Origin of the sequence: Asticcacaulis aquaticus, assembly GCF_028550415.1 — a bacterium.
Lineage (GTDB): Bacteria > Pseudomonadota > Alphaproteobacteria > Caulobacterales > Caulobacteraceae > Asticcacaulis > Asticcacaulis aquaticus.
Map to the genome: position 1 here is coordinate 1 of NZ_JAQQKX010000018.1, position 26509 is coordinate 26509.

Consider the following 26509-nt stretch of genomic DNA (forward strand, 5'->3'; position numbering starts at 1 on the left):
TCGTCGCCGTCATGCGTAAGCTTATTGAAGCCGCAAACATCGTGCTTAAGCGACAATCACTCTGGATACAGCGCGCTTAACTCACATGGTTGCTCCCCATCAGAGATGGGGAGGAATGATAATGCGAAGATTTACCCCAATTTCCGCACTTCCAGATTTTCATATTCGGCCACCAGCGGGGCCATCTGGCGGAAGCCGATGCTGCCCCTGGTCGGCCATTGACGCTCCGGTCCGCCGGTCCAGTTAACCACCGGCAGGTCGTTGATCGTAAAGGCGACCGTCGCACCGGACTTGCGGATTTTCACGCGGTAGGGCGGCTTGGCGTCCTCGACATCAGGCAGGGGATCGGCACCCTGCGCCAGCATTTCGAACCCCGGCGCGTAACGCAGATTAGCGAGGTGGAAGGCGCGCTCCTCTTCCCAGCGGCGGCGGAAATAGGAGATTTGCAGGGCCTGCACGTCGCTCTTGGTATATTGGTCGTAGATCCCCGCGCGTGGTTTGAGTTTAGGGTCGAGGATATGCTCGCCATTGATGCCGCCCGCCGCGAAAAACAGGATGCACAGGCCGGGCTCCTTGAGGACGCGGAAGTCCCAGCTAATTTCGATATCGTCGGGGAAGACCTCAGGGCACCAGAAGACGAAGTTCGACGCCTGACCCTCGGCGGCGTCGCGCAACGCGCTCATCTGCATCCGGCCATTGGGGAAATCGACCTTCGCCTCGCCTTCCATTTTGAACTGCGCCACATCGGCGGGTGTTTTCAAAGGGTTGGCGTAGACCAGATCGCCCGTATCCTTGGCAAACAGCGGTGAGGCGGCACCGGTAGCGGCCAGCCCGGTCATAAATATCCGGCGGTCGAGTTTCATGGCCGATCTCCGTTTCGAGTTTTTGTGGCAATAAGACTTTTACGCGTGGATCAGCAAATCCCGCCGCGTTCGGCCCGGCGCGGCTGGCGTGCGCGGGCCTTTTCGGCGCGGTAACCCGTCGCCCGGAAAGCGGCCATAGGGTCGATGGCCCCGCCCTTGCGCCGCCGCGCCTCGGCCAGGGCCGGACGTACATCGGTTTCGAACGCCAGCCGCAGGCAGTTATGGCCCATCATGACATCGTTGGCGTCCTGATACGCCGCCATGGCCGCGCGGTCGACGATCAGGGCCTTGGCATAGGCGCCACCGATGGCACGCGCCGAGTTGAGGATGCTCTCCATCGGGTCGGTGACGTTGTGCGACTGATCCATCATGTAGGACGGGTCGAAGGCCGCCCCGCGCTTCGCCGCGCGCTCTTCGGCATGGACCAGTTCGTTGAAGATCAGGAACAGCTGGAACGGGTTGATCGACCCGGCATCCAGATCGTCGTCGCCGTATTTCGAGTCGTTGAAATGGAAGCCGCCCAGCTTGCCGAACTGCGCCAGCCGCGCGACGATCATTTCGATATTCACGTTCGGCGCATGGTGGCCCATATCGACCAGACACTGCGCCTTGGGGCCCAGTTGCTGGGCGCAGAGGATCGAGGTGCCCCAGTCCTGAATGACCGTCGAATAGAAGGCGGGCTCGTAGAGTTTATGCTCAAGGAAGACGCGCCAGTCGTCGGGCAGGGCGGCGTAGATTTCCGTCATGCTGTCGAGATAGCGCTCCAGCGTCTCGGCGAACTGGGCCTGACCGGCGAAGTTGGTGCCGTCCGAGAGCCAGACGGTCAGGGCATTCGACCCTAGCTTCTGCCCGATCTCGATACATTCGAGATTGTGCTCGATGGCCTGCTGGCGCGTGGCGCGGTCGGTGTGGCTGAGGGAGCCGTACTTGTACGACAGGGTCTGACCCGGCTGGTCCTGAAACGTGTTGGAATTGACCGCGTCGAAGCCGATGCCGTAGGCCTCGGCATATTGACGCACCTCGGTATAGTCGTAGGTCACGTCCCACGGAAAGTGCAGCGAGATACGCGGGGTCATGCCGGCGATCTGATGGACGGCGGCGCAGTCCTCGATCTTCTCGAAGATGTTGTTAGGCTCACCCGGCATGGGGAAGCGGGCAAAGCGCGTGCCGCCGGAAATCATGCCCCAGCTCGGCAAACCCACTTCCAGCGTCATAAGACGGCGGACGACCGTCTCGATATCGACATCGGAGCGCTCAAGCCGCACGCGCAGGCTCTCATAGTCGTACAGGTGCGCGGCCATGAGCTTGTCGTTTTCGGCGTCGATCACGTCCTGCGGCAGGGCCGACAGGTGTCTCTTGACGGCGATATCGTCCATGCGGGGGTCCCAGAAACTGACTTTGACCCGCTCAATAGGACCCAAAGCGGGAAGGTGTCAAATCAACAGCGCTGTGTGTGCTGTCGAGTGAAGATAACTGATGCGCAAATGCCAGACATGGCGGGTTTTTCATCCGTGCGCCTTTGCACAGCCATAGTTTTCCCCTAGGGTCGAATTCAACGAAGCCGGTGAAAAATAAGCGATCTTTGCCGATAGGTTTCGATCAGAAACGATCCGGAACCGAATGTCTTCGATCAGGGAGTGTGGTGACCTTGGCTGACCTTTGGCGTGACATAAGCTCTGTGGACGGGACGGCGGACGTTGTGCGCCCGGCCGCCGAGGTCGTGTCCCTGCGCGACGTGTCCGACGAGGTTCAGCGTCGCCGCACGGCGGGGACGGTCTGCGTCGTCTTCGATGTCGGCAAGACCAATGCCAAGGTCAGCGTCATCGATGCCGAGGGCCGCATCCTCAGCCAGTCGGCGATCCGCACACCGCACCTGCATACCCGTCTTTATGCGGCCTTTGACGTCGAGGCTTTGCACGACTGGTTCGTGAGCGAACTGAAACGCCTCGGCGCGCGCTATCGCATCGATCGCATCATTCCGGTGGCGCACGGCGCGGGTTGCGCGTTTCTCGGGGCCGACGGCGCGCTTCTGCAACCGGTGCAGGACTACGAAGCGGCGATCCCTCAGGCCTATGCGCAGGCCTATCAGGCCATTCGCCCGCCGTTCGAAGAAACCCTGTCGCCGCTGCTGCCCAACGGGCTGAATCTGGGCGCGCAAATCTTCTGGCACGCCCGGCGCGATCCGAAATTCATCGAGCGCGTCCACCACATCCTGTCCTATGCGCAATACTGGACGTGGCGGTTGTCGGGGGTGATGTGTTCGGAAATCACATCGCTGGGCTGCCATACCGACCTGTGGAACCCGACGATGGGCAGCTTTTCGTCGCTGGCTGTGCGCGAAGGCTGGGCGTCGAAGTTCGCGCCCCTGCGTCCGGCATGGGAGCGCGCCGGGCCATTGCGCACCGAAATTGCGCAGGCGGCGGGTATCGCGCACGACTGCCATATCCATGTCGGACTGCACGATTCCAATGCGGCCCTGGCGCTGGTCATTGCCCGTCACGCGCCCGACGACCGCGCCACCTTGCCGGTCATCCTGACGACCGGGACGTGGTATGTCGCTATGGCGCCGGGCGTGACTCCCGCCAGCGTCAAGGACGATTTGCAGCCCGATCGTGACTGCCTCGTCAATATCGACGTTCATGGTCAGGCCGTGCCGTGTGCGCGCTTCATGGGCGGTCGGGCGCTGGAGCTGATCACTAATGGCCGGGTCGATGTGCCGGTTAGTCTGGCGACCGCGCAGCGCGTACTGGCGTCGGGCGCGATGGCCCTGCCCAGCTTCGTCGGTGCGGGCGGGCCGTTTCCGGGACGGCAGGGTGAGATTCGCGGCCTTGACGACGACACGCCGGAAACGCGTCTGGCGCTGGGCCTGATCTATATCGCGCTGATCGCCGTCTCGTCGCTGGATATGATCGCGCCGACCGACCGGCCCTTGCTGATCGAAGGTCCGGCGGCGCATAATCCGGTCTTCTGCACGCTTCTGGCGGCCCTGCGCGACGGCGAGGTGTGGGTCTGCGATGCCTCGTCCGGGGTGACGCGCGGCGCAGGGGCCATGGCCTTTTTCGGTCAGCACACGCCGCCAGCGCCGGCCTATAAGTCCGTGACGCCGCAACTGGTTGCGGAAATGCGCGCCTATCGGGCCGCATGGGTGGCGGCGATGGATGCGGATTGATTGGTATCGCTAACATTTTGAATTTAACGTGTTCGACAAATCCAAAAAACCTGACTATAAGAATCAATCATAATCGATCACGACTTGCGCGGCAGACGCGGGCGTGGTCCACTCGCAAAAATATTCAGGGCGGATTTAACCTATGCACTTACAGGATCGCTGGAAGCTGATCATCGACGAACTCAATCCGGATCGGGTCACCTCGGTCGACGAATTGACCAGCCGTTTGGGGGTGTCGCCCGCCACGATCCGCCGCGATCTCAACGAATTGCATGAACTGGGGCACCTGCTGCGGGTGCGCGGCGGGGCCATGCGCGTCGAAGGCAAGCATTTCAACGGCAAGGCCGTCGCCGAAGCCGAGCCGCAGAAACATCGCCTCGACAGCCTGACGGGGCAGTCGAGCTTCCTCGATTCCACCATCGTCAACGCACCGGTCAAACGGGCCATTGCCCGCGCGGCGCTGGATTATCTGCGGCCGGGCATATCGATGATCATCGATGGCGGCACGACGACCTACACTATGGCCAACATGATGGCCAATGAGCCGTACCACGTGCTCACGACCTCAATCCCCATCCTGCAGTGCCTGCTCGACCGTTCGAAGGTCAAGGTGACCCTGCCGGGCGGCGAACTGTTCCGCGAACAGCGCATCATCCTCAATCCGTATGAGGACGGCATGTTGCAGAACTTCTCGGCCGCCAAGATATTCATCGGCTGTCAGGCCCTGACCAAGAACGGCCTGATGCAGTCCGACACGCTCCTGGTGCAGTCCGAGCGCCGCCTGATGGAGCGCGCCGATCAGGTGATCCTGCTGGCGGATTCGTCCAAGATCGATGCCCCGGCGTCCCTGTCGGTCTGTCCCCTGACGGCGATCGACGTGGTGGTGACGGACGAGGGGATCACGCCCGCGGCCCGCGGCTGGCTGGAAAACGCGGGCATCGAGGTGCGCATCGCGCGCGTGACGGCGGATGATCTGAAGGCGTTCGAGGTGGTTTGAACTCATCCTATACCTCCCTGCACTTTAGTGCGGGGAGGGGGACCGCGCCTGAAAGGCGTGGTGGTGGGGTGTCTTACTTTGTTGCCATCGTACGGCTTGATTTAAGTAAGCGAGAACCCCCACCACCACATCTCACTCACTGCGTTCGTTCGTGCGGTCCCCCTCCCCAACAAGTTGGGGAGGTATAAATTACGCCATATAAAACACGTGCTTCAGGTCCGTGGCGACCGGTGAATTGTCCGGATTGGTGTCCATGATATCGGCCATATAGGCCCACCACTTTTTCATCAGCGCCGTCGCGGGCAGGTCGGCCATGGTGTGATCGTCGGTGCGCTTCAGCACGCCGAACAGGGTCAGGGTCTCGGTATCGAGGAAGATCGAATAGTCCGACACGCCCGCCTCGTGCAGCAGGTCGGCCAGTTCCGGCCAGATTTCGTCGTGGCGCTTCTGGTACTCGGCCTCGAAGCCGGGTTTCAGTTGCATCTTGAAGCCGTGGATTTGGGTCATGGTGTGGTGCTTTCCTCTTAACATCCTCCCCTGTTTACGGGGGAGGTGGTTGCGAATGAAATGAGCAGACGGAGGGGGCAAAACAGTCGGTAAGGCCCCCACCACCGCATCTAGCGCTTCGCGCGTCGTGCGGTCCCCCTCCCCGGTACACCGGGGAGGTATTAAGTCAGTTCCCCGAGACTTTCGCCACGACTTCGCGCATCAGCGGCCAGTCGGCGGGTTGAATCTCAAAGGCTTTGGGATCGACCGGCTTGGCCGGGTCGAGCGCCACGAAATCGGCGGAGGCCCGAAGGTCGAGGCTATTGGCCGGATCGGTGATCGCCTGCGCCACGTAGTTGGCGATGGTGAAGGCCCCATAGGCGTTATGATGCGTGCCGTCCTTACCGGAATTGGCGAAGGCCAGCGGGCTGATCTCCGGCCCAAGGGCCTCATACAGCGTCTTCGTCTTCGCCGTGAGGTCGATAAACGGGATGCCCAGGTCCTTCGCGGTGTTGCGTACCGCATCGTCGTACCCAGCCAGCGTATTGTTGATCTTGCCGTCCTTGAACGAGCGGCGCGAGACAGGCGAAATCAGCACGACCTGCACGCCGTGGTCCTGCGCATCGGCGACCAGGGCCTTCAGATAGGCGGGATAGCCGCGCGCGGCGGCGACATAGGTGCGCGGCCACTGTTTTTTCTGGTCGTTATGGCCGAACTGGATGAGCAGGATGTCGCCGGGGCGGACCTCGCTCATCACCTTGTCCCAGCGTAAGCTCGTGATGAACGACTTCATCGTCTCGCCCGACCGCGCGTGGTTGGCCACCGAAAGCTCGCTCGACAGGAAGCGCGGCAGCATCTGCCCCCACGAGGCGTAGTCGGCGCCGCCCTGATCGGCAACCGTCGAGTCGCCGACGATAAAGACGCGGCGGGCGGGCGTTGCCTTTTGGATCTCTATGGCCTGAATGGCGAGGGCCGAGCCTGAAAAAGCGATGGTTAGCTTGTCGTCCCAGTCACGGCTCTGAGTCGGCTCATCACCGCGCAGCAGGACTTTCGGCGTCTTGATGACGTCCTGTTCGGAAACAACGAGGTTGGGATCACGGACATTGACGAAGAACTCAACGGTTCTAGATTCGCCTTTTTTCAGCACGACCGGGGCAAGCATCAGGCGGCGATCTTCGGCCCAGACCGAGGTGCGACTGCCGGTCTTCGATTTCGTCTTCTTGTCCTGCCCCAGCGTGACGCGGACGCGGTAATCGCCCGGCGCAGCCTTGAGGGCCAGCGCGATTTCGTTACCGCCCTTGGTATTGGTGAAGCCGTACCCTTTCGTCTCGTCATAGGCCTGATCGGGTGTGAGAGCGATGGCGTCCGGCGCCGCCTTATAGGCCGGGTCGAGGACGAAGCGGTAGGTGGGTGCAGGGGCGGTCACGGTTTTGGTGGCCTCCTGAGCCATCGATGGCGTGGTGAAACCGACGGCCATGATCACGGCCAGTCCAAACGCCGTCAGGCCGCCGTGAATCTCATTTTTTTGATTATTTTTGATCATATCAGCGGTTTCCCTGCTCAAATCTGGCATTTATATGCTCGCTTATGATATTTTTTCATTGATATGAGCAATAGTCAATGTCATCTTAACGCGCGACAAAAGGCGGCCATCGGCGTGCATACGGGCAAACAGGGCCTGTGTGGGTAAGTCCACCGACGGCAGGCCGGACAGAGGAAGCCCAGAAGAGGACCCCGGATGCCCTATTCCAAGACGCTGCGCGGCCGTGCAGCCTTTTCGCGTGTTTCGCAAATCGGCCTGATCGCCGCCCTGGGTGGGGCTCTGGCTTTCGGCAGTTTCGCTCAGGAACTGGGCATCCCGCAAGGATCGGACGTCAATAAGCAAAACGTGCAAAAGGCCGATGCGCAAAAAGACGCACCCGTCTTCCTTATGTCGAGCTTCATGGCCACGTCGCAAAACACGATGAGCCTGTTCACCTCGTCCGACGGCGTCACTTTCCATACTCTGGCGTCCGAAGCCTATACGCCTTCCAGCCGTCTGCTGCGCGATCCGTCGATCATCCGTCATACGGACGGCTATTATTACGTCGTCTATACGACCAACTGGGACGGGGCCGATTTCGGCGTTACGCGCTCGAAAGATCTGCGGAACTGGGAGTTCGTGCGGGAGGTCAAGATCGACCTGCCGGACGTGACCAATACCTGGGCGCCGGAATGGTTCCGCGACAAGGACGGCTCGCTCAAGGTCGTCGTCTCCCTGTCGAAAGGTGGCACCAAGGGGCCGTTCGGGGCCTATGTGATCGAGGCGAATGCCGACCTGACGCAGTGGTCGGCGCCCAAGGCGCTCAAGGGGCTTGAGGGCAATTTCATCGACACCTTCGTCGTGTCGACGGATAAGGGTTATACCGCTTTCGTCAAGAACGAGACGACCAAGTTCATCGAGCTGGCCACCGCCAAATCGCTCTACGGTCCGTGGACAATCGAGAAAAAGGGTGACTGGGCAGGCTGGGGCAACTGGCGCGAAGGTCAGGCGCTCGTGAAACTGCCTAATGGCGGCTGGCGCATCTATTTCGACGACTACCTGACCAAGCACTACTGGTATTCGGACAGCCTCGACGGCTTCAAGACCTGGACGCCGAAAAAGGAAATCGACGGCGTGTCGGGCGTGGTGCGCCACTTCACCGTCATGGCCGAAGACCCCAAGCTTTACGCCGAAGCGACCAAGCCCAAGGGCGCACCTAAGAAGGTGACCTGGGACGAGCATTCGATGATGGTCGACGGCAAGCGGATCATGGTGTGGTCCGGCGAGGTCCATCCGTTCCGCCTGCCCAATCCGTCGCTGTGGCGCGACGTCCTGCAAAAGATGAAAGCCGCCGGGTTCAACGGCGTCGCCTTCTATTTCGACTGGGGCTACCATTCGCCTGCACCGGGCGTCTATGACTTCTCGGGCGTGCGCAACGTCGAGCGGGCGCTGGAAATCGCCGAAGAAGAGGGCATGTACGTTATTGCCCGCACCGGCCCCTATGTGAACGCCGAACTGACCGGCGGTGGCTTCCCCGGCTGGATGCTACGTTCGCGCGCCGAGGCGCGTACCGACGACCCGGTCTATCTGGCCGCGACGGATGAATGGATGACCCAGATCAACGCCATCATTGCCCGCCATCAGATCACCGACGGCGGCGGCACGGTCATCGCCTATCAGCTGGAAAACGAACTGGGTAAGGTCGAGCCGAAGCACGTCCGTCAGATGGAGCATCTGGCGAAAAAGGCGCGCGAAGACGGCATCACCGTGCCCTTCTTCCACAATGCCGCCGGTCGTCTGCCGGACTGGACGCCGAAGAATTCGACCGCGCCGTGGGCCAATTCCGGCCCGACCGACATGTACGCCTTCGACGGCTATCCGGGCGGCACCTGCAACGTCCACGCCGACCCGTCGGGTCCGAACAAGGCCCCCGACTGGGGCATCTACGGCAAGAACGTGCCCAAGATCGGCTCGCTGTCTTCGCCGAAAACGCCCGGTTTCGCGGCGGAGCTGGGGGCGGGCTGGTTCGACTACTGGGGCTCGAACGGCACCTATAACTGCACCGCCGAGCGTCAGGGCAAGGGTTATCAGCGGGTCTTCTACGGCACCAACCTGATCAACCGCATCACCATCCATAATATCTACATGACCTTCGGCGGCACGTCGTGGGGCTGGCTGGCCGGTCCGGTGGTCTATACCTCCTACGACTACGGCGCGCCGATTTCCGAAGACCGCGGCCTGCGCCCGAAGGGTCTGGCGCTCAAGCAGCAGGGCATGTTCGTTCAGGCCGCCGAACAGGTGCTGGCCGAGATGGACAAGGGGCCGGAGATCAAGAGCTCGAACGAGAAGATCAAGGTCTATCACAACATCAATCCGACGCTGAAGACGCACATCCTGTTCGCGGTCCACAGCCCGTCGGATCAACTTACCGACGACAGCGCCACCTTTGAGGTCACCACGACCGACGGCACCTACAAGATCCCGGTGCGCGTCAACGGTCAGGACGCCAAGATGCTGCTGGCCGGGTACGACATGGAGCGTCAGCGCCTCGTCTATTCCAACTCGGAAATCCAGACGCACTTTAAAAACGGCGATCAGGATCTGGTTCTGCTGCAAGGCCGCACCAACGAGACCGGTGAGACCGTCCTGCGTTACGCTTCGGCGCCGAAGGTCGAGGTCCTGTCGGGCGTCGCGACCTCGAAATACGATGCGAAAACCGGCGACCTGAAGATCAGCTATACGCACAACGGTTTGATCCGCCTGCGTATCACCGACGGCGGCCGCGCGCCGCTGCTGCTGCTGATCGCCGATGAGCCGACCAGCTACAATTTCTGGAAGCAGGACACCGCCGAAGGGCCGGTCCTGCAACTGACCGCCGCTCTGGTGCGCGGGGCCAAGCTGTCGGGCGGCAAGCTCGATCTGACGGGCGATATCGCGACGGACAGCGCCCTGACCATCTGGGGGCCGAAGTCGATTCAGTCGGTGACCTTCAATGGCGAGGCCCTGAGCCTCGTGCCGCAGGCCGACGGCAGCGTCATGAGCGCCCAGCCCCTGCCGCGTCCGGCGACCGTTACCCTGCCGGACCTCGAAGCCCAGCAATGGATGCGCCGCACGGACAGCCCCGAAGCCCAGCCGGGTTTCGACGACTCCAAATGGGTCAAGGCCGATACCCGTCCGACCGCCGCCCAGACCTGGACGACGACCGAGCGGGGCCAGCCGACGCTCAGCATGAGCGACTACGGCTTCCACCACGGTGACGTCTGGTATCGCGGCCACGTCAAGATCACCGACCAGACCGCCGATCAGCTTGAGCTGTTCTACGGCGCGGGCGGTGCGGGTCTGATTCAGGTGTGGGTCGACGGCAAATATATCGGCCACGATGAGCTCGATACGGGCCGTCAGTTCCCCGAAACCACCGACAGCATCAAGTTCAAGCTCGACAAGCTGACCCCCGGCGATCACGTCATCTCGGTCATGGTGCGCAACAATTCGCACAACTGGGATCTGATGGCCGACGACGCGCATCGTGAAGCGCGCGGCCTGATCGCCGCCTCCCTGACCACGAAGGCGGGCCGTCGCTTCGCCGTGCCGATCGAGTGGCGCATCCAGGGTAATAAGGGCGGCGAGGAAATCGCCGATCTGGTCCGCGGGCCGATGAACAATGGCGGTCTCTACGGCGAACGCGAAGGCTGGTATCTGCCGGGCAAACAGGACGGCTGGGAAAACGCCAGCCCGACCGCGGCCCCGCCGGCGGCGGGCACCTACTGGCTGCGCACGCAGTTCAAGCTCGACCTGCCCAAGGGCCACGACGTGCAACTGGGCCTCAGCTTCGGCGACACCACCGTGCCGCGCTCGGAGCGTGAAAACCGCGTCTTGATCTTCGTCAATGGCTGGAATATGGGGCAGTTCATCGCCCATATCGGGCCGCAGCGCACCTTCGTCATTCCGCCGGGCATTCTCAATCCCAATGGCGACAACACCATCACTTTGGCGGTCACCACCGACGGCAAGCCTGAAAATGCCCTCGAACCCGTCAAACTCGTCAACCTGCGCACCGTGCGCGGCGGCGTGCCACTTGAAATCGTGGCCGCTCCCAACAAACTGCAAAGATAGTTCTTCCCCATGGCCGTCAATACCAAGAACCAGATCCTCACGCCGACCGATCCGTTCAACATCCACCCGCTGCTGCAGCATCAGTCGGCAGCGCTGGGGGCGGATCGTAACGACTACCTCGCCGCCATCGACGGCCTGATCGACAACCTCGTCAATATCGAGGACACCTCGGGCGAGTTCCTGCTGCGTCTGACCGACGGTCGCGTGATCGACACCAAGGCCTGGCACGGCTTCGAATGGACGCAGGGCATCGGCCTGTACGGCATGTACAAGGTGTGGGAGATGACCGGCGACAAAAAAGCCTGGGACATCATGATCAACTGGTTCGAGGACCGGTTCAAGGAAGGCTCGCCGTCGCGCAATATCAACACCGTCGCGCCGTTCCTGACGCTGGCCTACCTCTATGAGCGCACCGGCGACCGTCGTTACCTGCCGTACCTCGATGTGTGGGCCGAGTGGGTCTATAACGAGCTGCCGCGTACCGAAGAGGGCGGCTTCCAGCACATCGTCTATAACAGCGTCAACAATCAGCAGATGTGGGACGACACCCTGATGATGTCGGTCGTGCCGCTGGCCAAGATCGGCCTGCTGCTCAACCGTCCGCATTATGTCGAAGAGGCCAAGCGTCAGTTCCTCATCCACATCAAGTACCTGACCGACCGCAAGACCGGCCTGTGGTTCCACGGCTGGACCTTCGACGGGCGTCACAACTTCGCCGACGCCCTGTGGGGCCGCGGCAATTCGTGGGTCACGATCGTGATCCCGGAATTCATCGAGCTGCTCGACCTGCCGAAGGACGACGCCTTCCGCATGTTCCTCATCGAGACGCTGGAAGCGCAGGTCAAGGCGCTGGCCAAGGTTCAGGCCCCGTCGGGCCTGTGGCGCACCATCCTCGACGACGAGACGTCGTACGAAGAAGCCGCCGCGTCCGCGGGCTTCGCCTACGGCATCCTCAAGGCCGTGCGTAAGGGCTATATCTCGAAAGAGTATGAGGCCATCGGCATCAAGGGCGCCAAGGCCGTCCGCGCACACATCAACGAGGCGGGCGAACTGACTCAGGTGTCGTTCGGTACGCCGGTGTTCAACTCGATTCAGGAATACAAGGACATTCCGCTGACCTCCATGCCGTTCGGTCAGGCCATGGCCTTGCTGACCATGGGTGAGTTCCTGTATCGGTTTATCTAATGCATCCCCTCTCCCCTGCGGGGAGAGGGTGGTCCGTCAGGACCGGGTGAGGGGGAAAGGACAGAGTTTCAGGACTCCCCCTCACCCCGGCCCTCTCCCCACAGGGAGAGGGGGTATTTTACGGGGAGTGAAACGACATGGCCGAAGCGCCGACTGTACGTAAACCAAGCTGGATCAACTACTGGGGCTGGGGCTCCGGCGACATGCTGGGCGCGGGCGCTCAAGCGGTCATCACCGGCTGGCTGTTCTATTTCTTCACGACCTTCTGCGGCCTGACCGCCGTCGAAGCGGGCCTGATCCTCGGCCTGCCGCGTCTGCTGGAGGCGATCACCTGCCCGCTGATCGGCTATATCTCGGACAATCTGCGTCATACGTGGGTGGGCCGCAAGATCGGTCGACGCAAGATATTCCTGATGATCACCATACCGCTGCTGCCGTGTTTCGCCCTGATCTTCGTGTCGGGCCAGACCTTCTGGTACTACCTGATCACCTTTATCTTCTTCGAATTCCTCTACACCATGTTCCTGATCCCGTGGGAAACCTTGGCAGCTGAAATGACCAAGGATTACAAGGAGAAGGCCAAGTTTGCCGGGGCGCGGATGATCATCGCGCAGTCCTCGGCCATCCTCGCCTCCTACCTGCCGAAGTTCATCATCGACAATTTCGGCGGCAAGGGTTCGGCGGATACCTTCCTGATCATGGCGTCGATCTTCGGCGTTCTGTTCTCGCTGGTCGTCATTCTGGTCGTCATCTTCTCGTGGGAGCGCCCCTATACCGAGGAAGAAAAGCTGATCAAGCCGCAGCCGCTCAACCTCGGTGCGGCGCTGATGATCCCGGTCAATATGTTCCGCGACCTGTTCTCGACGCTTAAGCTCAAGGCCTTCCGTCAGCATCTGTCGGTCTATCTGGGCGGTTACCTGTCGCAGGACATCTTCAACACGGCCTTCCCGATCTTCGTGGCGACCGTTCTGGCGGCGGGTACGGTCCTGACCAAGGACGGCACGACCAGCCTGATCGCCGGGATGATGACGATGATGTACGTCGCCCAGCTCATCTCGGTCATGGTGGCCATTCAGGTCGTCATCAAGACGGGTCCGGTTCTGGCCTATCGCATCGCCATCAGCTTCGTCGCGGCATCGCTGATCCTGTTCCTCGCCTTCTACCTGACCCAGCCTGCCGGTTTCGCCGCCGGTCTGAACGGCATCAATGGCGACCTGTTCGCGGCGTTCAGCCAGTCGAACTTCGGCGTCGTCTTCTGGCTGTTCGTGCCGATCATCCTGGCGGGTCTGGGGCGCGGGACGCTGAACTTCGTGCCGTGGTCGGTCTATAACTACCTGCCCGATATCGACGAAGCTGTCACCGGTCAACGCCGCGAAGGTATCTTCGCCGGGGTCATGACGCTGGTGCGCAAGGTGGCTCAGTCGGGCGCCATCGTCGTCACCGGCTGGATCATCAATGCGGGTGGCTATGTGCCGCAACCGAAGGATCAGGCCGAACTGATCACCCAGACGCCGGAAGCCATCCACACCATCGTCCTGCTGCTCATCGGCGGTCCGATCGTGGTCATGGTGCTGGGGATGATCCTGTCGTGGAGCTTCGGGCTCAATGTGAAGAGCCACGCCGTTCTGGTGCACGAGGTCGAACGTCTGCGCGCCGGTGAAACCGAAGCGGAATCGGAAGAAAGCCGCAAGATCGTCGAAGGTCTCACCGGCTGGAAGTTCGAACACCTGTGGAACCGCAAGCCGAAGAAGCGTTAATCGCGCTTGTCCCAGCCAATAAAAAAGCCGCTCCTCACGGGGCGGCTTTTTTTGTGGTGCATGTCTAAAAATCATACCTCCCTGCACTTTAGTGCGGGGAGGTATGATTTTTGTCAGAGCTCAATCCCCAGCCGATATAGCCGGTTGGCATTGCCTGCGAACATGGCCAGACGCTCGGCCTCGCTGAAATCAGCCGTGACCGTGTCGAAGCTGTTCATGATCGTCGCATAGTCCGAGAACAGCTTGTCGGTCGGCACGTCCGACGCGAACATCACGCGGTCGACGCCGAAAATCTCGATGGTCTTCAGCACGATCGGGCGGATGCTCTCGGTGGTCCATTTGCGGTCAGCGAAGCCCATGCCGGAAATCTTGACCGAGACGTGCGGCATGGCGGCCAGACGGCGCATACCGGCTTCCCAGCGGTCCATATGGCCCTCGCCGTCATTGACCGGCATCCCGGCATGATTGAGCATGACGGGGATGTTCGGATGCTTGGCCGCCAGATCGGCCGCCGCCGCCATCTGGTTGGTATAGATTTGCAGGTCGAAGGACAGGTTATATTTGGCCAGCAGCGCATAACCGGCCTGCCACTGCGGGTCGTCGAGCAGGTTCTTCGGCGTGTAGCTGAAATAGCTGTCGGGGTGCCAGTTGAGGATATGGCGGATGCCGCGCACCGCCGGGTAACGTGAGTGCGCCGCCAGAAGTGTTTCGACCTCCGGATCGTTGAGCGCCGCAAAGGCCACGATGCCCGTCGGGATACCGGTCTCGTCCGACAGGCGCTGCAGCCACTGGGTTTCAGTCAGGGCGTCGTCGCCGTGCGCGCCCGCGTCGATATGGACCGTGCCGCGCACGTCAAAGCCCGTGGCGTCGGCCTGATAATGGGCGGGGAGGTAGGTCGAGGCGATGGCCTCGGTCGAGCCATTGACGCCTGAGTCGTCGAACGGGGCGCTGAGCCAGCCGTAACGGAGCAGGTCAAGGTCCCACAGGTGGATATGGGCGTCGATGAAGGGTGTTTTCACAGGGTATCCTCCGTATTCATCCTCCCCTGTGAAACGGGGGAGGTGTCAGCGCGAAGTCGCTGACGGAGGGGGCAATATCGGGTGGGGTGGCCCCCTCCGTCATCCGCTTCACTTTGTTTCGCGGATGCCACCTCCCCCGTTCGCAGCGCTCACAGGGGAGGATGTTAGCATTTAGAACGTCGTGCGGCCGCCCGAGGTGTCGAAGGTCGAGGCCGTGGTGAACGAGCACTCTTCCGACGCCATGAAGGTCACCATGGCCGCCGATTCGTCGACGATGCCCAGACGACCCATCGGGATCTTCGAGCGCATGTAGTCGACCTGCGACTGCGGCAACTGAGCCAGGATCGGCGACTCGAACGTCGCCGGGGTCAGGGCGTTGACGATGACGCCCTTGGTGGCCAGTTCCTTGCCGAGCGACTTGGTGAAGCCGATCACGCCCGCCTTGGAGGCCGAATAGGCCGAAGCGTTCGGATTGCCTTCCTTGCCCGCGACCGAGGCCACGTTGACGATACGGCCATAGCCGTTTTCCAGCATGTAGGGGATGATCTCACGGTTGCAGTAGAACAGGCCGTTGAGATTGATATCCATGACCTTAAGCCACGAATCGACGGGGAATTCCCACACCGGTACGGTGGCGCCGGTGATGCCCGCCGAAGCGATCAGGATGTCGATCTTACCCAGGATCTCAGCCGACTTTTTGGCGGCGGCGGTGACTTCCTCAAGCTTCGAGACGTCCAGCGCCACGAAACCGGCGGCGCCGATTTCCTTGGCGGTGGCTTCGAGCATTTCGGCGTTCAGATCCCACAGGACGACCTTACCACCTTCGGCGATGATGCGGGCGGCGGCGGCCTTACCCAAACCACCAGCAGCGCCGGTGATGACGGCGCAACGGCCTTTGTAACGATCAGCGTAAGCCATTACTCAATGATCTCCAGGCCTTCGAGGGTGAACGGCACGACGGTCTGGCGCTGTTCGCCGAGGCCGGTGATGCCGAGGTGCATGGTGTCGCCCGCGTTCAGATAGATCGCGGTCGGCTTCTGGCCTTCGCCGACGCCCGGCGGGGTGCCGGTGATGACGAGGTCGCCCGGTTGCAGGGTGATGAACTGCGAGATGTAGCTGATGCAGTGGGCAACGTTGAAGATCAGGGTCTTGGTGTTGCCGGTCTGACGGCGGACGCCGTTGACGTCGAGGAACATGTCGAGGTTGTGCACGTCGCCGATTTCGTCCGGCGTGACCAGCCACGGGCCGGTCGGGCAGAAGGTGTCGGCGCCCTTGCCCTTGACCCACTGCGTGCCGCGTTCCTTCTGGAAGGCGCGCTCGGAGATGTCGTTGACCAGCACGTAACCGGCGACGTGATCGAGCGCGGTGGCTTCGTCCACGTAACGGCAGGTCTTGCCGATGATCAGGCCCAGTTCGACTTCCCAGTCCAGCTTGGTCGCGTCACGCGGCTTGATGACCACGTCGTTCGGGCCGGTCAGCGAGGTGATGGCCTTGGTGAAGAAGATCGGCTCCGGCGGCACGGGCAGGCCGGCTTCGGCGGCGTGGTCGGCATAGTTCAGGCCGACGGCAATGATCTTGTTGATCTTGTTGACCGGCACGCCGTAACGGACGTCGCCTTCGACAACCGGCAGGGCCGACACGTCGGTGGCCTTCAGGCCGGCCAGCTTCGACAGGCGGACCTCTTCGGGGGTGATGTCGGCGACGACCGAGGACAGGTCGCGCAGCTTGCCGTCGGCATCGATAACGCCGGGCTTTTCCTGACCCTGCGGGCCAAAACGGACGAGTTTCATTAAATTTTCCTTCAAAATTAAAGCCAACTCAAAGCGAAGAAGCGCTTCGAGCTTTGGGTTGACCATATGGACCACCCCTGAATGCAAAGCATTCAGGGGTGAGTTTCACTCAGTGTTCGTAGGGACGATAAAGCTTTACTTCGGGGTTCAATTCGACGCCAAAGCCCGGCTTGTCAAGCGCCGTGACCTTCATGCGGCCCTTTTCCGGAATCGGCTCACCCAGCAGCTGTGGGTGGAACATTGGCGCGACGTGATCGGCCTTAGGCGCCATCATCAGGAACTCGGCGAAGGGCGAGTTGTGGCGCGTGATGACGAAGTGGTAGCTATACACCGACGAGCCGTGCGGCACGACCAGCGTGCCCTTGGCATCGGCCAGGGCCGAGATCTTCAGCAGTTCGGTGACGCCGCCGCACCAGCCGACGTCCGGCTGGATGATGTCGCAGCAGTCCATGTCGAGCAGCATACGGAAGCCCCAGCGGGTCGATTCGTGCTCGCCCGTGGTGACCAGCATGCCCGGAGGGGCGTTTTTCTTGAGCTGCTGATAGCCCCAGTAGTCGTCCGGGTTGATGGCTTCTTCGATCCACTTGAGGCCGTATTCGTGGCACTTGTGCGCCAGCTTGGTCGCGTAGTTGACGTCGAGCGCCATCCAGCAGTCGTACATCAGCCAGAAGTCTTCGCCGACCTTCGAGCGCATGTCAGCGATCAGTTCGACGTTCTTCTTGAGGCCTTCGTCGCCTTCGACCGGACCGTGGTACAGCGGCAGCTTGCCGCCGATGAAGCCCATTTCCTTGGCCAGGTCCGGACGTGCGCCGGTGGCGTAGAATTGCAGTTCGTCGCGCACCGCGCCGCCCAGCATGTGATAGACTGGCTCCTGACGCAGCTTGCCCATCAGGTCCCACAGGGCGAGGTCGACGCCGGAAATGGCGTTCACGACGATGCCCTTACGGCCGTAATATTGCGAGCCGAAGTACATCTGATCCCAGATGCGCTCGTATTCGAACGGGTTACGGCCTTCGAGGAAGCGCGCGAAGTGCTTTTCGACGAGGTAGCAGGCGGGCTCACCACCGGTGGTCACGGCGAAACCGACCGTGCCGTCATCGGCTTCGATTTCGACGACCAGCGTGCCCAGCACGTTGATGCCGAACGACTTGCGCGACTGACGGTATTCGGGATAGCGCCCCATCGAGGTGGCGATGTGATTGTCGATCCAGTGGCCTTCGCCCTGGTCGTGATAGTCGGCGCCACCGCCGCCCTCGCCACCTTTGATGACGAACGCGCGCACGTGCTTGATCTTGGGGTAACCCATCTTAGAAGCCTTTTTAACCCTGCATGTCGAAAGCGGAGCCGGAAGTCCGGCAATGATCGATTTGTGGCAGTTATGCTCATTTGTGAGCGCAAAAACCGTTGCCAATCGCTATATTCCAATATATGAAATTAACCCATAGCTTATCAAGCAAAAAACGTCAGCCGCGAACGTCAAAACGTCAAATCACGGGCCTTAACGCACAATGATCAAAGACACGGATGTTCAGGCGAAATCAGTCAGCGGCAGCCAGACCCTGGTGCGCGGCCTGATGATCGTCGAGGCCGTGGCGTCGGGGCTTGTGACGCTCAACGATATCGCCGAACGGGCCGGTCTGGCGCGGTCGACGGCGTACCGGCTGGCCTCGACTCTGGTCGAGCAGGGCTATCTCAGCGTCGCGCCGCGTGAGGCGGGCGGCGGCGGGTATCGTCTGGGGCAAAAGTTTTTGCGTCTGTCGCAACAGGCGAACGGCGTAAATTAAGTACATACAATCGATTGGAAACGCGGGGGTGGGGTTCAACGCTTCCCGGCAATACAGAGAGAAAAGACATGCTACTCAAAGACAAGGTTTTGCTGGTTACCGGCGGTTCCAAGGGCATCGGTCGCGGCATCGCGGTCGCCGCTGCGCGTCATGGCGCGAAGATCGGCATCAACTTCGCCGGTGACGAGGCCTCGGCCCAGTCCGCCGTCGAGGAAATCAAGGCCGCCGGCGGGCAGGCCTTTGCCCTGCGCGGCGATGTGTCGAAGCCCGAGTCGGCCACGGCCTTTGTCGCCGCCGCCGTCGAAGCCTATGGCCGCCTCGACGTGTTCGTGAACAATGCCGGCATCTGCCCCTTCCACGGCTTCCTCGACATGCCGGTCGAAACGGTGGACCGCACCATCGCCGTCAACCTGAACGGTGCCTATTATATGTGTCAGGCCGCCGCCAACCAGATGGTCAAGCAGGGCAAGGGCGCGAACGGCTTCGCCGGTTCGATCGTCGCCGTCTCGTCGATCTCGGCGCTGGTCGGCGGTGAGTACCAGACGCACTATACGCCGACCAAGGCGGGCGTCCTGTCGCTGATGCAATCGACCGCCATCGCGCTGGGCAAACACGGCATCCGCTGCAACGCCGTCCTGCCGGGCACGATCCTGACCGACATCAACAAGGACGACCTCGCCGACCTCAAGAAGCGCGAATATATGGAAGCGCGCATCCCGCTCGGTCGTCTGGGTCAGCCGGAAGATCTGGCCGGACCGGTCATCTTCCTCGCGTCCGACGAACTGGCCGGTTACGTCACCGGTGCGTCGCTGCTGGTTGACGGCGGCATGTTCGTAAACTTGCAGTAGTCTCTGGTTTTATCAGACAAATTGCTGCGTGAATGGAGGGCCGGTAGCGATACCGGCCCTTTGCCATGAGCGGTTAAAATATCGCCGCGAATGTCTCATTACGTGGTGACACGTCCCCTAAACCGGGATATGTCGCTTGACCAAAGGTTCAGACCTCTTCGCACAAAATTCGACCCTTCAAAGGACGTGATATTATGAAAATCGCTCTGATTAACGAGAACAGCCAGGCCGCCAAGAACAGCATCATCTTCGACGCGCTGAAGACGGTTGCCGAGCCGCTGGGCCACACCGTGTTCAACTACGGCATGTACGGCGCCGAAGACAAGGCCTCGCTGACCTACATCATGAACGGTCTTCTGGCCGGTATCCTGCTGAATTCCAAGGCCGCCGACTTCGTCGTCACCGGCTGTGGCACAGGTATGGGCGCCATGCTGGCCGCTAACTCGATGCCGGGCGTCTTCTGCGGTCTGGTCGTCGATCCGACCGACGCCTTCCTGTTCGGTCAGATCAATGACGGCAACGCCATCTCCATGCCGTACGCCAAGGGCTTCGGCTGGGCCGCCGAGCTGAACCTGCAGGACGTCTACCGCAAGCTGTTCGACGGCGAGCGCGGTCTGGGCTACCCCAAGGAGCGCGCCGAAATCATGGCCAAAAACCGCGGCATCCTGAAGACCGTGAAGAGCGTCACCTGCCACGACATGCTGACGGTCCTCAAGAGTATCGATCAGGACCTGCTGAAGGCCACCGTCGCCGGTGAAAAGTTCCAGGAATACTTCTTCGCCAACGCACAAGACGAAGGCATCAAGGCCTACATCAAGGGCGTTGTGGCGCTGGAAAACGCCTAAGCTGACCGAAGCCGGATTTTCGAATCCGGCTTCTTTCTTACCAGAGCCTTTACGCCAGAGCCTTCATAAACGGAGCGCGGCCATGTGCCAGAATTCCCTGTATCAGAAGATTTATCACGCGACCCATCCCGATATGATGGACTTCGCCGATACCGAAGACCTGCGCGACAAGTACCTGATGCAGGGCCTGTTCGTACCTGACTCGGTCATTCTGAACTACACGCATTTTGAGCGCTTCGTCGTCGGCGGTGCGGCCCCGGTGTCGGGCGAGCTTCGCCTGCCGGACCAGACCGAACCGGCCTCGGCCGCCGGTCACCCCTTCCTTGAGCGCCGCGAACTGGGCGTCATCAATGTCGGCGGCGGCACCGGTAAAGTGTCGGTCGACGGCGTAGTCTACGATCTGGCGCAAAAGGATGGCCTGTACATCCCGATGGGCACCAGGGACGTGGTTTTCTCTTCGGACGACGCGGCCAATCCGGCGCTCTATTACCTGACCTCGACGCCCGCCCACGCGCGCTACGAGACGGTCAAGATATCGATCGATCAGGCCGTGCCGCTGGCGCGCGGCTCGCTGGAGCAATCCAACGAGCGCGTCATCTATCAGTACATCGTGCCGACGACCGCCAAGTCGTGCCAGTTGCTGCTCGGCCTGACCATCCTGTCGCCGGGCTCGGTATGGAACACCATGCCGCCGCACCTGCACGACCGCCGCTCGGAGGTCTATTTCTACTTCAACCTCGGCGAAAACGACCGGGTGTTCCACTTCATGGGACAGCCGGACGCCGCGCGCCATATCGTCATCCAGAACAACGAAGCCGTCGTCTCGCCGCCGTGGTCGATCCACATGGGGGCCGGGACGTCGAACTATGCGTTCATCTGGGCCATGGGCGGGGAAAACCTCGACTATACCGATATGAACGTGCTGGATATCTGCCAGCTGGCTTAAAGAGCGCTCCCTACTCCCCCGGTGTACCGGGGGAGGTGGCGCGAAGCGCCGGAGGGGGGCTCGCGAAAGTTTAACGGGCGCAGTGCGTGTTGCGACACCACGAGCCCCCACCACCGCATCTAGCGCTTTGCGCGTCGTGCGGTCCCCCTCCCCGGTACACCGGGGAGGTATGAAGATAACGGGAGACTAATTATGACAAACGCATTCGATCTGTCGGGCAAGGTTGCCCTCGTTACCGGCGCCAACACCGGTCTGGGTCAGGGCATCGCGCTCGCCCTCGCCGAAGCCGGTGCCGATATCGCCGCCGTCGGCATCGTTCCGGCGGACGAGACCGGTGAGAAGGTCAAGGCGCTGGGCCGCCGCTTCATCAATATCGACGCCAATCTCGGCTCGGTCGAGCCCATCGAACGCGTCATCAAGACGACGATCGACGAACTGGGCGGTCTGCACATCCTCGTCAACAATGCCGGTCTGATCCGTCGCGCCGACGCCGTCGATTTCTCGGAAAAAGACTGGGACGACGTGATGAACGTCAACATCAAGGGCGCCTTCTTCGTCGCTCAGGCCGCCGGTCGTCACTTCATCGCTCAGGGTTACGGCAAGATCATCAATATCGCTTCGATGCTGTCGTTCCAGGGCGGTATCCGCGTCCCGTCCTACACCGCCTCGAAGTCGGGCATCGCCGGGATCACGCGCCTGCTGGCCAACGAATGGGCCAATAAGGGCATCACGGTGAACGCGATTGCGCCGGGCTATATGGCGACCGACAACACGGCGCAGCTGCGCGCCGATGCCGACCGTAACAAGTCGATCCTCGACCGCATCCCGGCGGGTCGCTGGGGTGAGCCGTCGGACCTCGGCGGTGCTGCGGTGTTCCTCGCCGCACCGGCGTCCGACTACGTCAACGGCGCGATCATTCCGGTGGATGGCGGCTGGCTGGCGCGCTAAACGTCAGACATACCAAAACAATAGGCGCGGCTCGAAAGGGCCGCGCTTTTTTGTTGAGGTTTTTCTCACGAGTTTTAGGTTGTTCGGAACGAGGTGGGGGCATGATTAAACGCTATCCGAAAAACGTTCCGGGCGATTTCTATGTCGAAGACGGCTGCTGCATGAGTTGCGGTGTGCCGGAAAGCGAAGCGGGCGATATGTTCGAATGGGATGAGTTGGAGACATACGTTCACTGTTACGTCAGGCGGCAACCTGAAACGCCTTCCGACACCGAGAAGATGCTGAATGTCGTATGGAATGCTGAGGTTGAGTGTATCCGGTATGCCGGGTCGGACCCGGAGATTATCCGCCGTCTGGTACAATCCGGTGAGGGTAGCGTCTGCGATGATAATTTGCGGCATCAATACCGGGCGGAAGCACGCGATGAGGTCTTATTCGTTCGTGACAACGCGACACCTGGTACGCTGGCCGCAGAGTTTCACGCTTACCTTTTCGGTATTCCGGGCTTCGACGAACGCCCACGCTACGCTGTCAGGATGGGGGCCGCATCGGAGCGTGAGGCGATCATACGGTTGTCGTGGTTTGCGCCGCATTTCCATCGGTTGCGATTTCGTCGTGGCAGTACGGAAAGCGAGTGGCGGGTTCAGATAGAGCCCGAAATCAAGGAGGCTGGTCGAGCTGTTTGCCGCATCCTACAGGGCTGGCTCGATAGCAACGCCAACATCAGGGATCAAAGATGGTCTTCGCGCGCCGAACGCATGGCCGGTATTGCTCAGCCATTTGCTTATTGACGCAGTGAAAGCCCCACCGTTGCCAGCGGGGCTCTTTTGTTCCGAGGTGCAGGAGGCGAGCCTCCTGCAATTACTCCGCCGGAGCCGCGCCGACGGGCATAACCCGCTTCTTTTCGGCGCGCAGTTGCCACCATATCCCCGCGATCAGCAGAAGCAGCAACACCCCGCGTACGGGGGCCAGTTCAGGCGCTTCGGGCGACGGCGAGAACGGTTTGCCGGCGGGGAGCCGGGTCAGGCCTTCGGTGGTCGTGAAGAACCACAGGAAGAAATAGGTGATCGACAGCCCGACGATTTCGATGGTGCGCGGCTTGAGGCGGGTGAAGGCGAGGTATTTCGCGCCGATGGCCGCCAGCAGCAGGACGATGAACAGGGCGCTGACGACGTGCGGGATGCCCGGACCACCATGATGGAAGATGGTGATGCCAGTCACGGCGCCGATGAGCGCGGTCCAGAAATAGAGCTTGCCCAGTTCGGTATCGAGGCGGATCGTGCCTTTGGTCAGGTAGAGATAGCCGCCCAGAAACAGCGGTACGCAACTGAGCGCCGTATGTGCGGCGCCGTACAGGGTGATGGTACTCGGCACAAAAGCTGCGACGGACATGGTAACCCCCTTTGGTTGAGCCCGTAACGAGCCTGTGCCGGAAAGTGGATTTTGTCAAACGGCGTTACACGAATATTCGGCGCGGTTATGCGAAAGCCAGAACCCCCACCACCACATCTCACCACTTCGTGGTTCGTGCGGTCCCCCTCCCCGGTACACCGGGGAGGTATAAGAAACAAAAAGCCTCGCCGTTGCCAGCAAGGCTCTTAAGTTATGAGGTGCAGGAGGCGAGCCTCCTGCATTCTTTCTTATAACTACTCCGCCGCGACCGTGCTGGCGACGTCGGCATATTCCTCGATCTGATCGAAGTTCATGTAGCGATAGACCTCCGCGCCCTTGGCGTTCAGCACGCCCATGTCGGCGTGGTATTCCTCAACCGTCGGCAGGCGGCCCAGTTTCGAGGCGATGGCGGAGAGTTCCGCCGACGCCAGGAAGACGTTCGAGTTCTTGCCAAGACGGTTGGGGAAGTTACGCGTCGAGGTCGAAACGACGGTCGCGCCTTCGCGAACCTGCGCCTGATTGCCCATGCACAGCGAGCAGCCCGGCATTTCCATGCGCGCCCCGGCAGACCCGAGGACGCCGTAATGGCCTTCCTTGGTCAGTTCGGCGGCGTCCATCTTGGTCGGCGGCGCAACCCACAGACGGGTCGGGATGTCACGCTTGCCGTTGAGCAGCAGCGAGGCGGCGCGGAAGTGACCGATATTGGTCATGCACGAGCCGATGAAGACTTCGTCGATGGCGGTGCCCTGAACGGTGGAGAGCAGGCGCGCGTCGTCCGGATCGTTCGGCGCGCACAGGATCGGCTCCTTGATATCGTTCAGGTCGATATCGATGACGTGGGCGTATTCGGCGTCGGCATCGGCTTCCATGAGGACCGGGTTGGCTAGCCAGTCTTCCATCGCCTTGATGCGGCGTTGCAGGGTACGGGCGTCGGCATAACCGTCGGCGATCATGTTCTTCATGAGCACGATGTTCGAGGTCATGTACTCGATGATCGGCTCCTTGTTGAGCTTCACGGTGCAGCCCGCCGCCGAACGTTCAGCCGAGGCGTCGGTCAGTTCGAAGGCTTGCTCGACCTTGAGGTCCGGCAGGCCCTCGATTTCAAGAATGCGGCCCGAGAACTCGTTGATCTTACCGGCCTTGGCGACCGTCAGCAGACCCTGCTTGATGGCGTAGTAGGGGATGGCGTGGACGAGGTCACGCAGCGTGATGCCCGGCTGCATTTCGCCCTTGAAGCGGACGAGGACCGATTCCGGCATGTCGAGCGGCATGACGCCGGTCGCCGCGCCGAAGGCCACGAGGCCCGAACCGGCGGGGAAGGAAATCCCGATCGGGAAGCGGGTATGCGAGTCGCCGCCGGTGCCGACGGTGTCCGGCAGCAGCAGGCGGTTCAGCCACGAGTGGATGACCCCGTCGCCCGGACGCAGGGCGACGCCGCCGCGGTTCGAGATGAAGGCAGGCAGTTCGCGGTGGGTCTTGACGTCGACCGGCTTCGGATAGGCGGCGGTGTGGCAGAAGGACTGCATGACCAGGTCCGCCGAGAAGCCGAGGCAGGCGAGATCTTTCAGTTCGTCGCGGGTCATCGGGCCCGTGGTGTCCTGAGAGCCGACCGTGGTCATCTTGGGCTCGCAATAGGTGCCCGGACGGATGCCCTGCCCCTCAGCCAGACCGCAGGCCTTGCCGACCATCTTCTGGGCCAGCGTATAGCCCGCGGTCGAACCGGCGGGCGGCACGGGCAGGCGGAACTCGGTCGAGGCGGCGATGCCGAGGAATTCACGCGCCTTGGCGGTCAGCGAGCGACCGATGATCAGGTTGATGCGGCCACCGGCCTGAACCTCGTCGAGGATGACGTGCGATTTCAGGGCGAATTCGGCGACGGTGGCGCCGTCCTTCTCGATCTTGCCCTCGTAAGGGTAGATGTCGATGACGTCGCCCATATTGAGGTTCGAGACATCGACCTCGATGGGGAGCGCGCCGGAATCTTCCTGCGTGTTGAAGAAGATGGGGGCGATCTTTCCGCCCAGAGTCACGCCACCGAAGCGCTTGTTCGGCACGAACGGGATGTCTTCACCGGTGGCCCAGATGACCGAGTTGGTCGCCGACTTACGCGACGAACCGGTGCCGACGACGTCGCCGACATAGGCGACGAGGTGGCCCTTGGCTTTGAGGTCGTCGATGAACTGCATTGGCCCGCGCTTGCCGTCTTCCTCAGGCGTGATGCCGGGGCGCGCGTTCTTCAGCATAGCGAGGTAGTGCAGGGGGATGTCCGGGCGCGACCAGGCGTCCGGTGCGGGCGACAGGTCGTCGGTATTGGTTTCGCCGGTGACCTTGAACACGGTGACGGTGATCTTGTCGGCGACCTTGGGGCGCGAGGTGAACCATTCGGCGTCGGCCCACGACTGGATGACACCCTTGGCGTTGTCGTTACCGGCCTTGGCCAGTTCCGCCACGTCGTGGAAGAAGTCGAACATCAGCAGCGTCTTTTTCAGCGCGGCAGCAGCGATCTGGCCCACGACCGCGTCGGTCAGCAGGTCGATCAGCGGCTTGACATTATAGCCACCGACCATGGTGCCGAGCAGTTCGGTCGCCTTTTCGCGGCTGATCAGGGCGACGGGGAAGTCGCCGTGTGCCACCGCCGACAGGAAGGAGGCCTTGACCTTGGCCGCGTCGTCCACACCAGGGGGGACGCGATAGGTCAGGAGGTCGAGCAGGAAGTCCTCTTCGCCCGCCGGCGGGTTCTTGATCAGTTCGATGACATCGGCGGTTTGCGGGGCCGACAGCGGCAGGGGCGGGATGCCCAGGGCGGCGCGCTCGGCGACGTGGGCACGATAGGCTTCAAGCATGG

At 61.6% G+C, this 26509-nt stretch carries 21 protein-coding genes; 11 read left to right on the top strand and 10 right to left on the bottom strand.

Translation table 11 applies throughout. From position 1 onward, the window contains the following. Window positions 1-131: 131 nt before the first annotated feature. The gene (locus PQU92_RS16835) at window positions 132-863 is read right to left on the bottom strand and encodes a DUF1961 family protein (RefSeq protein ID WP_272749441.1); all 732 of its coding nucleotides are present in this window, start codon (window positions 861-863) and stop codon (window positions 132-134) included. A 50-nt stretch (window positions 864-913) separates the two neighbouring features. Next, window positions 914-2239: an L-rhamnose catabolism isomerase gene (gene rhaI, locus PQU92_RS16840; protein WP_272749442.1), complete on the bottom strand. Its 1326-nt coding sequence runs from the start codon at window positions 2237-2239 to the stop codon at window positions 914-916. Window positions 2240-2511: 272 nt separating this feature from the next. Between rhaI and PQU92_RS16845 the strand changes: the two genes are divergently transcribed. Further along, the gene (locus PQU92_RS16845; protein ID WP_272749443.1) at window positions 2512-4032 is read left to right on the top strand and encodes an FGGY-family carbohydrate kinase; all 1521 of its coding nucleotides are present in this window, start codon (window positions 2512-2514) and stop codon (window positions 4030-4032) included. Between the two features lie 142 nt (window positions 4033-4174). Next, complete coding sequence (locus PQU92_RS16850; RefSeq protein ID WP_272749444.1) at window positions 4175-5029, top strand: DeoR/GlpR family DNA-binding transcription regulator; 855 nt, start codon at window positions 4175-4177, stop codon at window positions 5027-5029. Between the two features lie 189 nt (window positions 5030-5218). Here the strand turns inward: PQU92_RS16850 and rhaM are convergent, their stop codons facing one another. Both rhaM and PQU92_RS16860 read right to left on the bottom strand, forming a co-directional pair. Then, window positions 5219-5536 carry an L-rhamnose mutarotase gene (gene rhaM / locus PQU92_RS16855; protein ID WP_272749445.1) on the bottom strand — a complete coding sequence of 106 codons (318 nt, stop codon included), beginning with the start codon at window positions 5534-5536 and terminating at the stop codon, window positions 5219-5221. A gap of 166 nt (window positions 5537-5702) precedes the next feature. Next, window positions 5703-7058: a rhamnogalacturonan acetylesterase gene (locus PQU92_RS16860; RefSeq protein ID WP_272749446.1), complete on the bottom strand. Its 1356-nt coding sequence runs from the start codon at window positions 7056-7058 to the stop codon at window positions 5703-5705. A gap of 195 nt (window positions 7059-7253) precedes the next feature. Between PQU92_RS16860 and PQU92_RS16865 the strand changes: the two genes are divergently transcribed. From PQU92_RS16865 to PQU92_RS16875, 3 genes are all read left to right on the top strand, one after another. Further along, a complete protein-coding gene (locus PQU92_RS16865) occupies window positions 7254-11150 on the top strand; it encodes a beta-galactosidase (protein ID WP_272749447.1) in 3897 nt (1298 codons plus the stop codon). A gap of 9 nt (window positions 11151-11159) precedes the next feature. Continuing rightward, window positions 11160-12335: a beta-galactosidase BglB gene (bglB, locus tag PQU92_RS16870; RefSeq protein WP_272749448.1), complete on the top strand. Its 1176-nt coding sequence runs from the start codon at window positions 11160-11162 to the stop codon at window positions 12333-12335. Between the two features lie 137 nt (window positions 12336-12472). Beyond that, window positions 12473-14092 carry an MFS transporter gene (locus tag PQU92_RS16875; RefSeq protein ID WP_272749449.1) on the top strand — a complete coding sequence of 540 codons (1620 nt, stop codon included), beginning with the start codon at window positions 12473-12475 and terminating at the stop codon, window positions 14090-14092. A 113-nt stretch (window positions 14093-14205) separates the two neighbouring features. Here PQU92_RS16875 and PQU92_RS16880 read toward each other — a convergent pair whose 3' ends face one another. From PQU92_RS16880 to rhmD, 4 genes are all read right to left on the bottom strand, one after another. Beyond that, window positions 14206-15111 carry an amidohydrolase family protein gene (locus PQU92_RS16880; RefSeq protein ID WP_272749451.1) on the bottom strand — a complete coding sequence of 302 codons (906 nt, stop codon included), beginning with the start codon at window positions 15109-15111 and terminating at the stop codon, window positions 14206-14208. A gap of 171 nt (window positions 15112-15282) precedes the next feature. Continuing rightward, a complete protein-coding gene (locus PQU92_RS16885; RefSeq protein WP_272749453.1) occupies window positions 15283-16029 on the bottom strand; it encodes an SDR family NAD(P)-dependent oxidoreductase in 747 nt (248 codons plus the stop codon). Then, a complete protein-coding gene (locus PQU92_RS16890; RefSeq protein ID WP_023462994.1) occupies window positions 16029-16901 on the bottom strand; it encodes a 2,4-didehydro-3-deoxy-L-rhamnonate hydrolase in 873 nt (290 codons plus the stop codon). Before PQU92_RS16890 ends, PQU92_RS16885 begins: the two co-directional genes overlap by 1 nt. Before the next feature lie 109 nt (window positions 16902-17010). Beyond that, window positions 17011-18207, bottom strand: a complete 1197-nt coding sequence (gene rhmD / locus PQU92_RS16895) for an L-rhamnonate dehydratase (protein ID WP_272749456.1) — start codon at window positions 18205-18207, stop codon at window positions 17011-17013. A gap of 202 nt (window positions 18208-18409) precedes the next feature. On the opposite strand from rhmD, the gene PQU92_RS16900 reads away from it, so the two are divergent. From PQU92_RS16900 to PQU92_RS16925, 6 genes are all read left to right on the top strand, one after another. After that, a complete protein-coding gene (locus tag PQU92_RS16900) occupies window positions 18410-18685 on the top strand; it encodes a helix-turn-helix domain-containing protein (protein ID WP_272749457.1) in 276 nt (91 codons plus the stop codon). Between the two features lie 68 nt (window positions 18686-18753). Next, the gene (gene lra1, locus PQU92_RS16905; protein ID WP_272749458.1) at window positions 18754-19533 is read left to right on the top strand and encodes an L-rhamnose 1-dehydrogenase Lra1; all 780 of its coding nucleotides are present in this window, start codon (window positions 18754-18756) and stop codon (window positions 19531-19533) included. A gap of 194 nt (window positions 19534-19727) precedes the next feature. After that, on the top strand, window positions 19728-20378 hold the full coding sequence (locus PQU92_RS16910; protein ID WP_272749459.1) for an RpiB/LacA/LacB family sugar-phosphate isomerase: 651 nt from the start codon (window positions 19728-19730) through the stop codon (window positions 20376-20378). A 97-nt stretch (window positions 20379-20475) separates the two neighbouring features. Then, entirely contained in the window at window positions 20476-21324 is an 849-nt protein-coding gene (gene kduI / locus PQU92_RS16915) for a 5-dehydro-4-deoxy-D-glucuronate isomerase (protein ID WP_272749513.1), read from the top strand. Between the two features lie 192 nt (window positions 21325-21516). Beyond that, window positions 21517-22272: a 2-dehydro-3-deoxy-D-gluconate 5-dehydrogenase KduD gene (gene kduD / locus PQU92_RS16920; RefSeq protein WP_272749460.1), complete on the top strand. Its 756-nt coding sequence runs from the start codon at window positions 21517-21519 to the stop codon at window positions 22270-22272. A gap of 101 nt (window positions 22273-22373) precedes the next feature. Continuing rightward, window positions 22374-23063: a hypothetical protein gene (locus tag PQU92_RS16925; RefSeq protein WP_272749461.1), complete on the top strand. Its 690-nt coding sequence runs from the start codon at window positions 22374-22376 to the stop codon at window positions 23061-23063. Between the two features lie 70 nt (window positions 23064-23133). Here the strand turns inward: PQU92_RS16925 and PQU92_RS16930 are convergent, their stop codons facing one another. Both PQU92_RS16930 and acnB read right to left on the bottom strand, forming a co-directional pair. Continuing rightward, window positions 23134-23664 carry a hypothetical protein gene (locus PQU92_RS16930; protein ID WP_272749462.1) on the bottom strand — a complete coding sequence of 177 codons (531 nt, stop codon included), beginning with the start codon at window positions 23662-23664 and terminating at the stop codon, window positions 23134-23136. 254 nt (window positions 23665-23918) lie between these two features. Then, window positions 23919-26507, bottom strand: coding sequence for a bifunctional aconitate hydratase 2/2-methylisocitrate dehydratase (gene acnB / locus PQU92_RS16935; protein ID WP_272749463.1), 2589 nt, complete (start codon window positions 26505-26507; stop codon window positions 23919-23921). Window positions 26508-26509 lie beyond the last annotated feature (2 nt).

Coding starts and splice junctions, on each gene's coding strand:
- PQU92_RS16910 (WP_272749459.1), top strand. CDS start 19,728: ATGAAAATCGCTCTGATTAACGAGAACAGCCAGGCCGCCAAGAACAGC.
- rhaI (WP_272749442.1), bottom strand. CDS start 2,239: ATGGACGATATCGCCGTCAAGAGACACCTGTCGGCCCTGCCGCAGGAC.
- PQU92_RS16875 (WP_272749449.1), top strand. CDS start 12,473: ATGGCCGAAGCGCCGACTGTACGTAAACCAAGCTGGATCAACTACTGG.
- kduD (WP_272749460.1), top strand. CDS start 21,517: ATGACAAACGCATTCGATCTGTCGGGCAAGGTTGCCCTCGTTACCGGC.
- PQU92_RS16885 (WP_272749453.1), bottom strand. CDS start 16,029: ATGGCTTACGCTGATCGTTACAAAGGCCGTTGCGCCGTCATCACCGGC.
- lra1 (WP_272749458.1), top strand. CDS start 18,754: ATGCTACTCAAAGACAAGGTTTTGCTGGTTACCGGCGGTTCCAAGGGC.
- PQU92_RS16925 (WP_272749461.1), top strand. CDS start 22,374: ATGATTAAACGCTATCCGAAAAACGTTCCGGGCGATTTCTATGTCGAA.
- PQU92_RS16860 (WP_272749446.1), bottom strand. CDS start 7,058: ATGATCAAAAATAATCAAAAAAATGAGATTCACGGCGGCCTGACGGCG.
- PQU92_RS16850 (WP_272749444.1), top strand. CDS start 4,175: ATGCACTTACAGGATCGCTGGAAGCTGATCATCGACGAACTCAATCCG.
- bglB (WP_272749448.1), top strand. CDS start 11,160: ATGGCCGTCAATACCAAGAACCAGATCCTCACGCCGACCGATCCGTTC.
- PQU92_RS16900 (WP_272749457.1), top strand. CDS start 18,410: ATGATCAAAGACACGGATGTTCAGGCGAAATCAGTCAGCGGCAGCCAG.
- PQU92_RS16930 (WP_272749462.1), bottom strand. CDS start 23,664: ATGTCCGTCGCAGCTTTTGTGCCGAGTACCATCACCCTGTACGGCGCC.
- acnB (WP_272749463.1), bottom strand. CDS start 26,507: ATGCTTGAAGCCTATCGTGCCCACGTCGCCGAGCGCGCCGCCCTGGGC.
- rhaM (WP_272749445.1), bottom strand. CDS start 5,536: ATGACCCAAATCCACGGCTTCAAGATGCAACTGAAACCCGGCTTCGAG.
- PQU92_RS16865 (WP_272749447.1), top strand. CDS start 7,254: ATGCCCTATTCCAAGACGCTGCGCGGCCGTGCAGCCTTTTCGCGTGTT.
- rhmD (WP_272749456.1), bottom strand. CDS start 18,207: ATGGGTTACCCCAAGATCAAGCACGTGCGCGCGTTCGTCATCAAAGGT.
- PQU92_RS16890 (WP_023462994.1), bottom strand. CDS start 16,901: ATGAAACTCGTCCGTTTTGGCCCGCAGGGTCAGGAAAAGCCCGGCGTT.
- PQU92_RS16835 (WP_272749441.1), bottom strand. CDS start 863: ATGAAACTCGACCGCCGGATATTTATGACCGGGCTGGCCGCTACCGGT.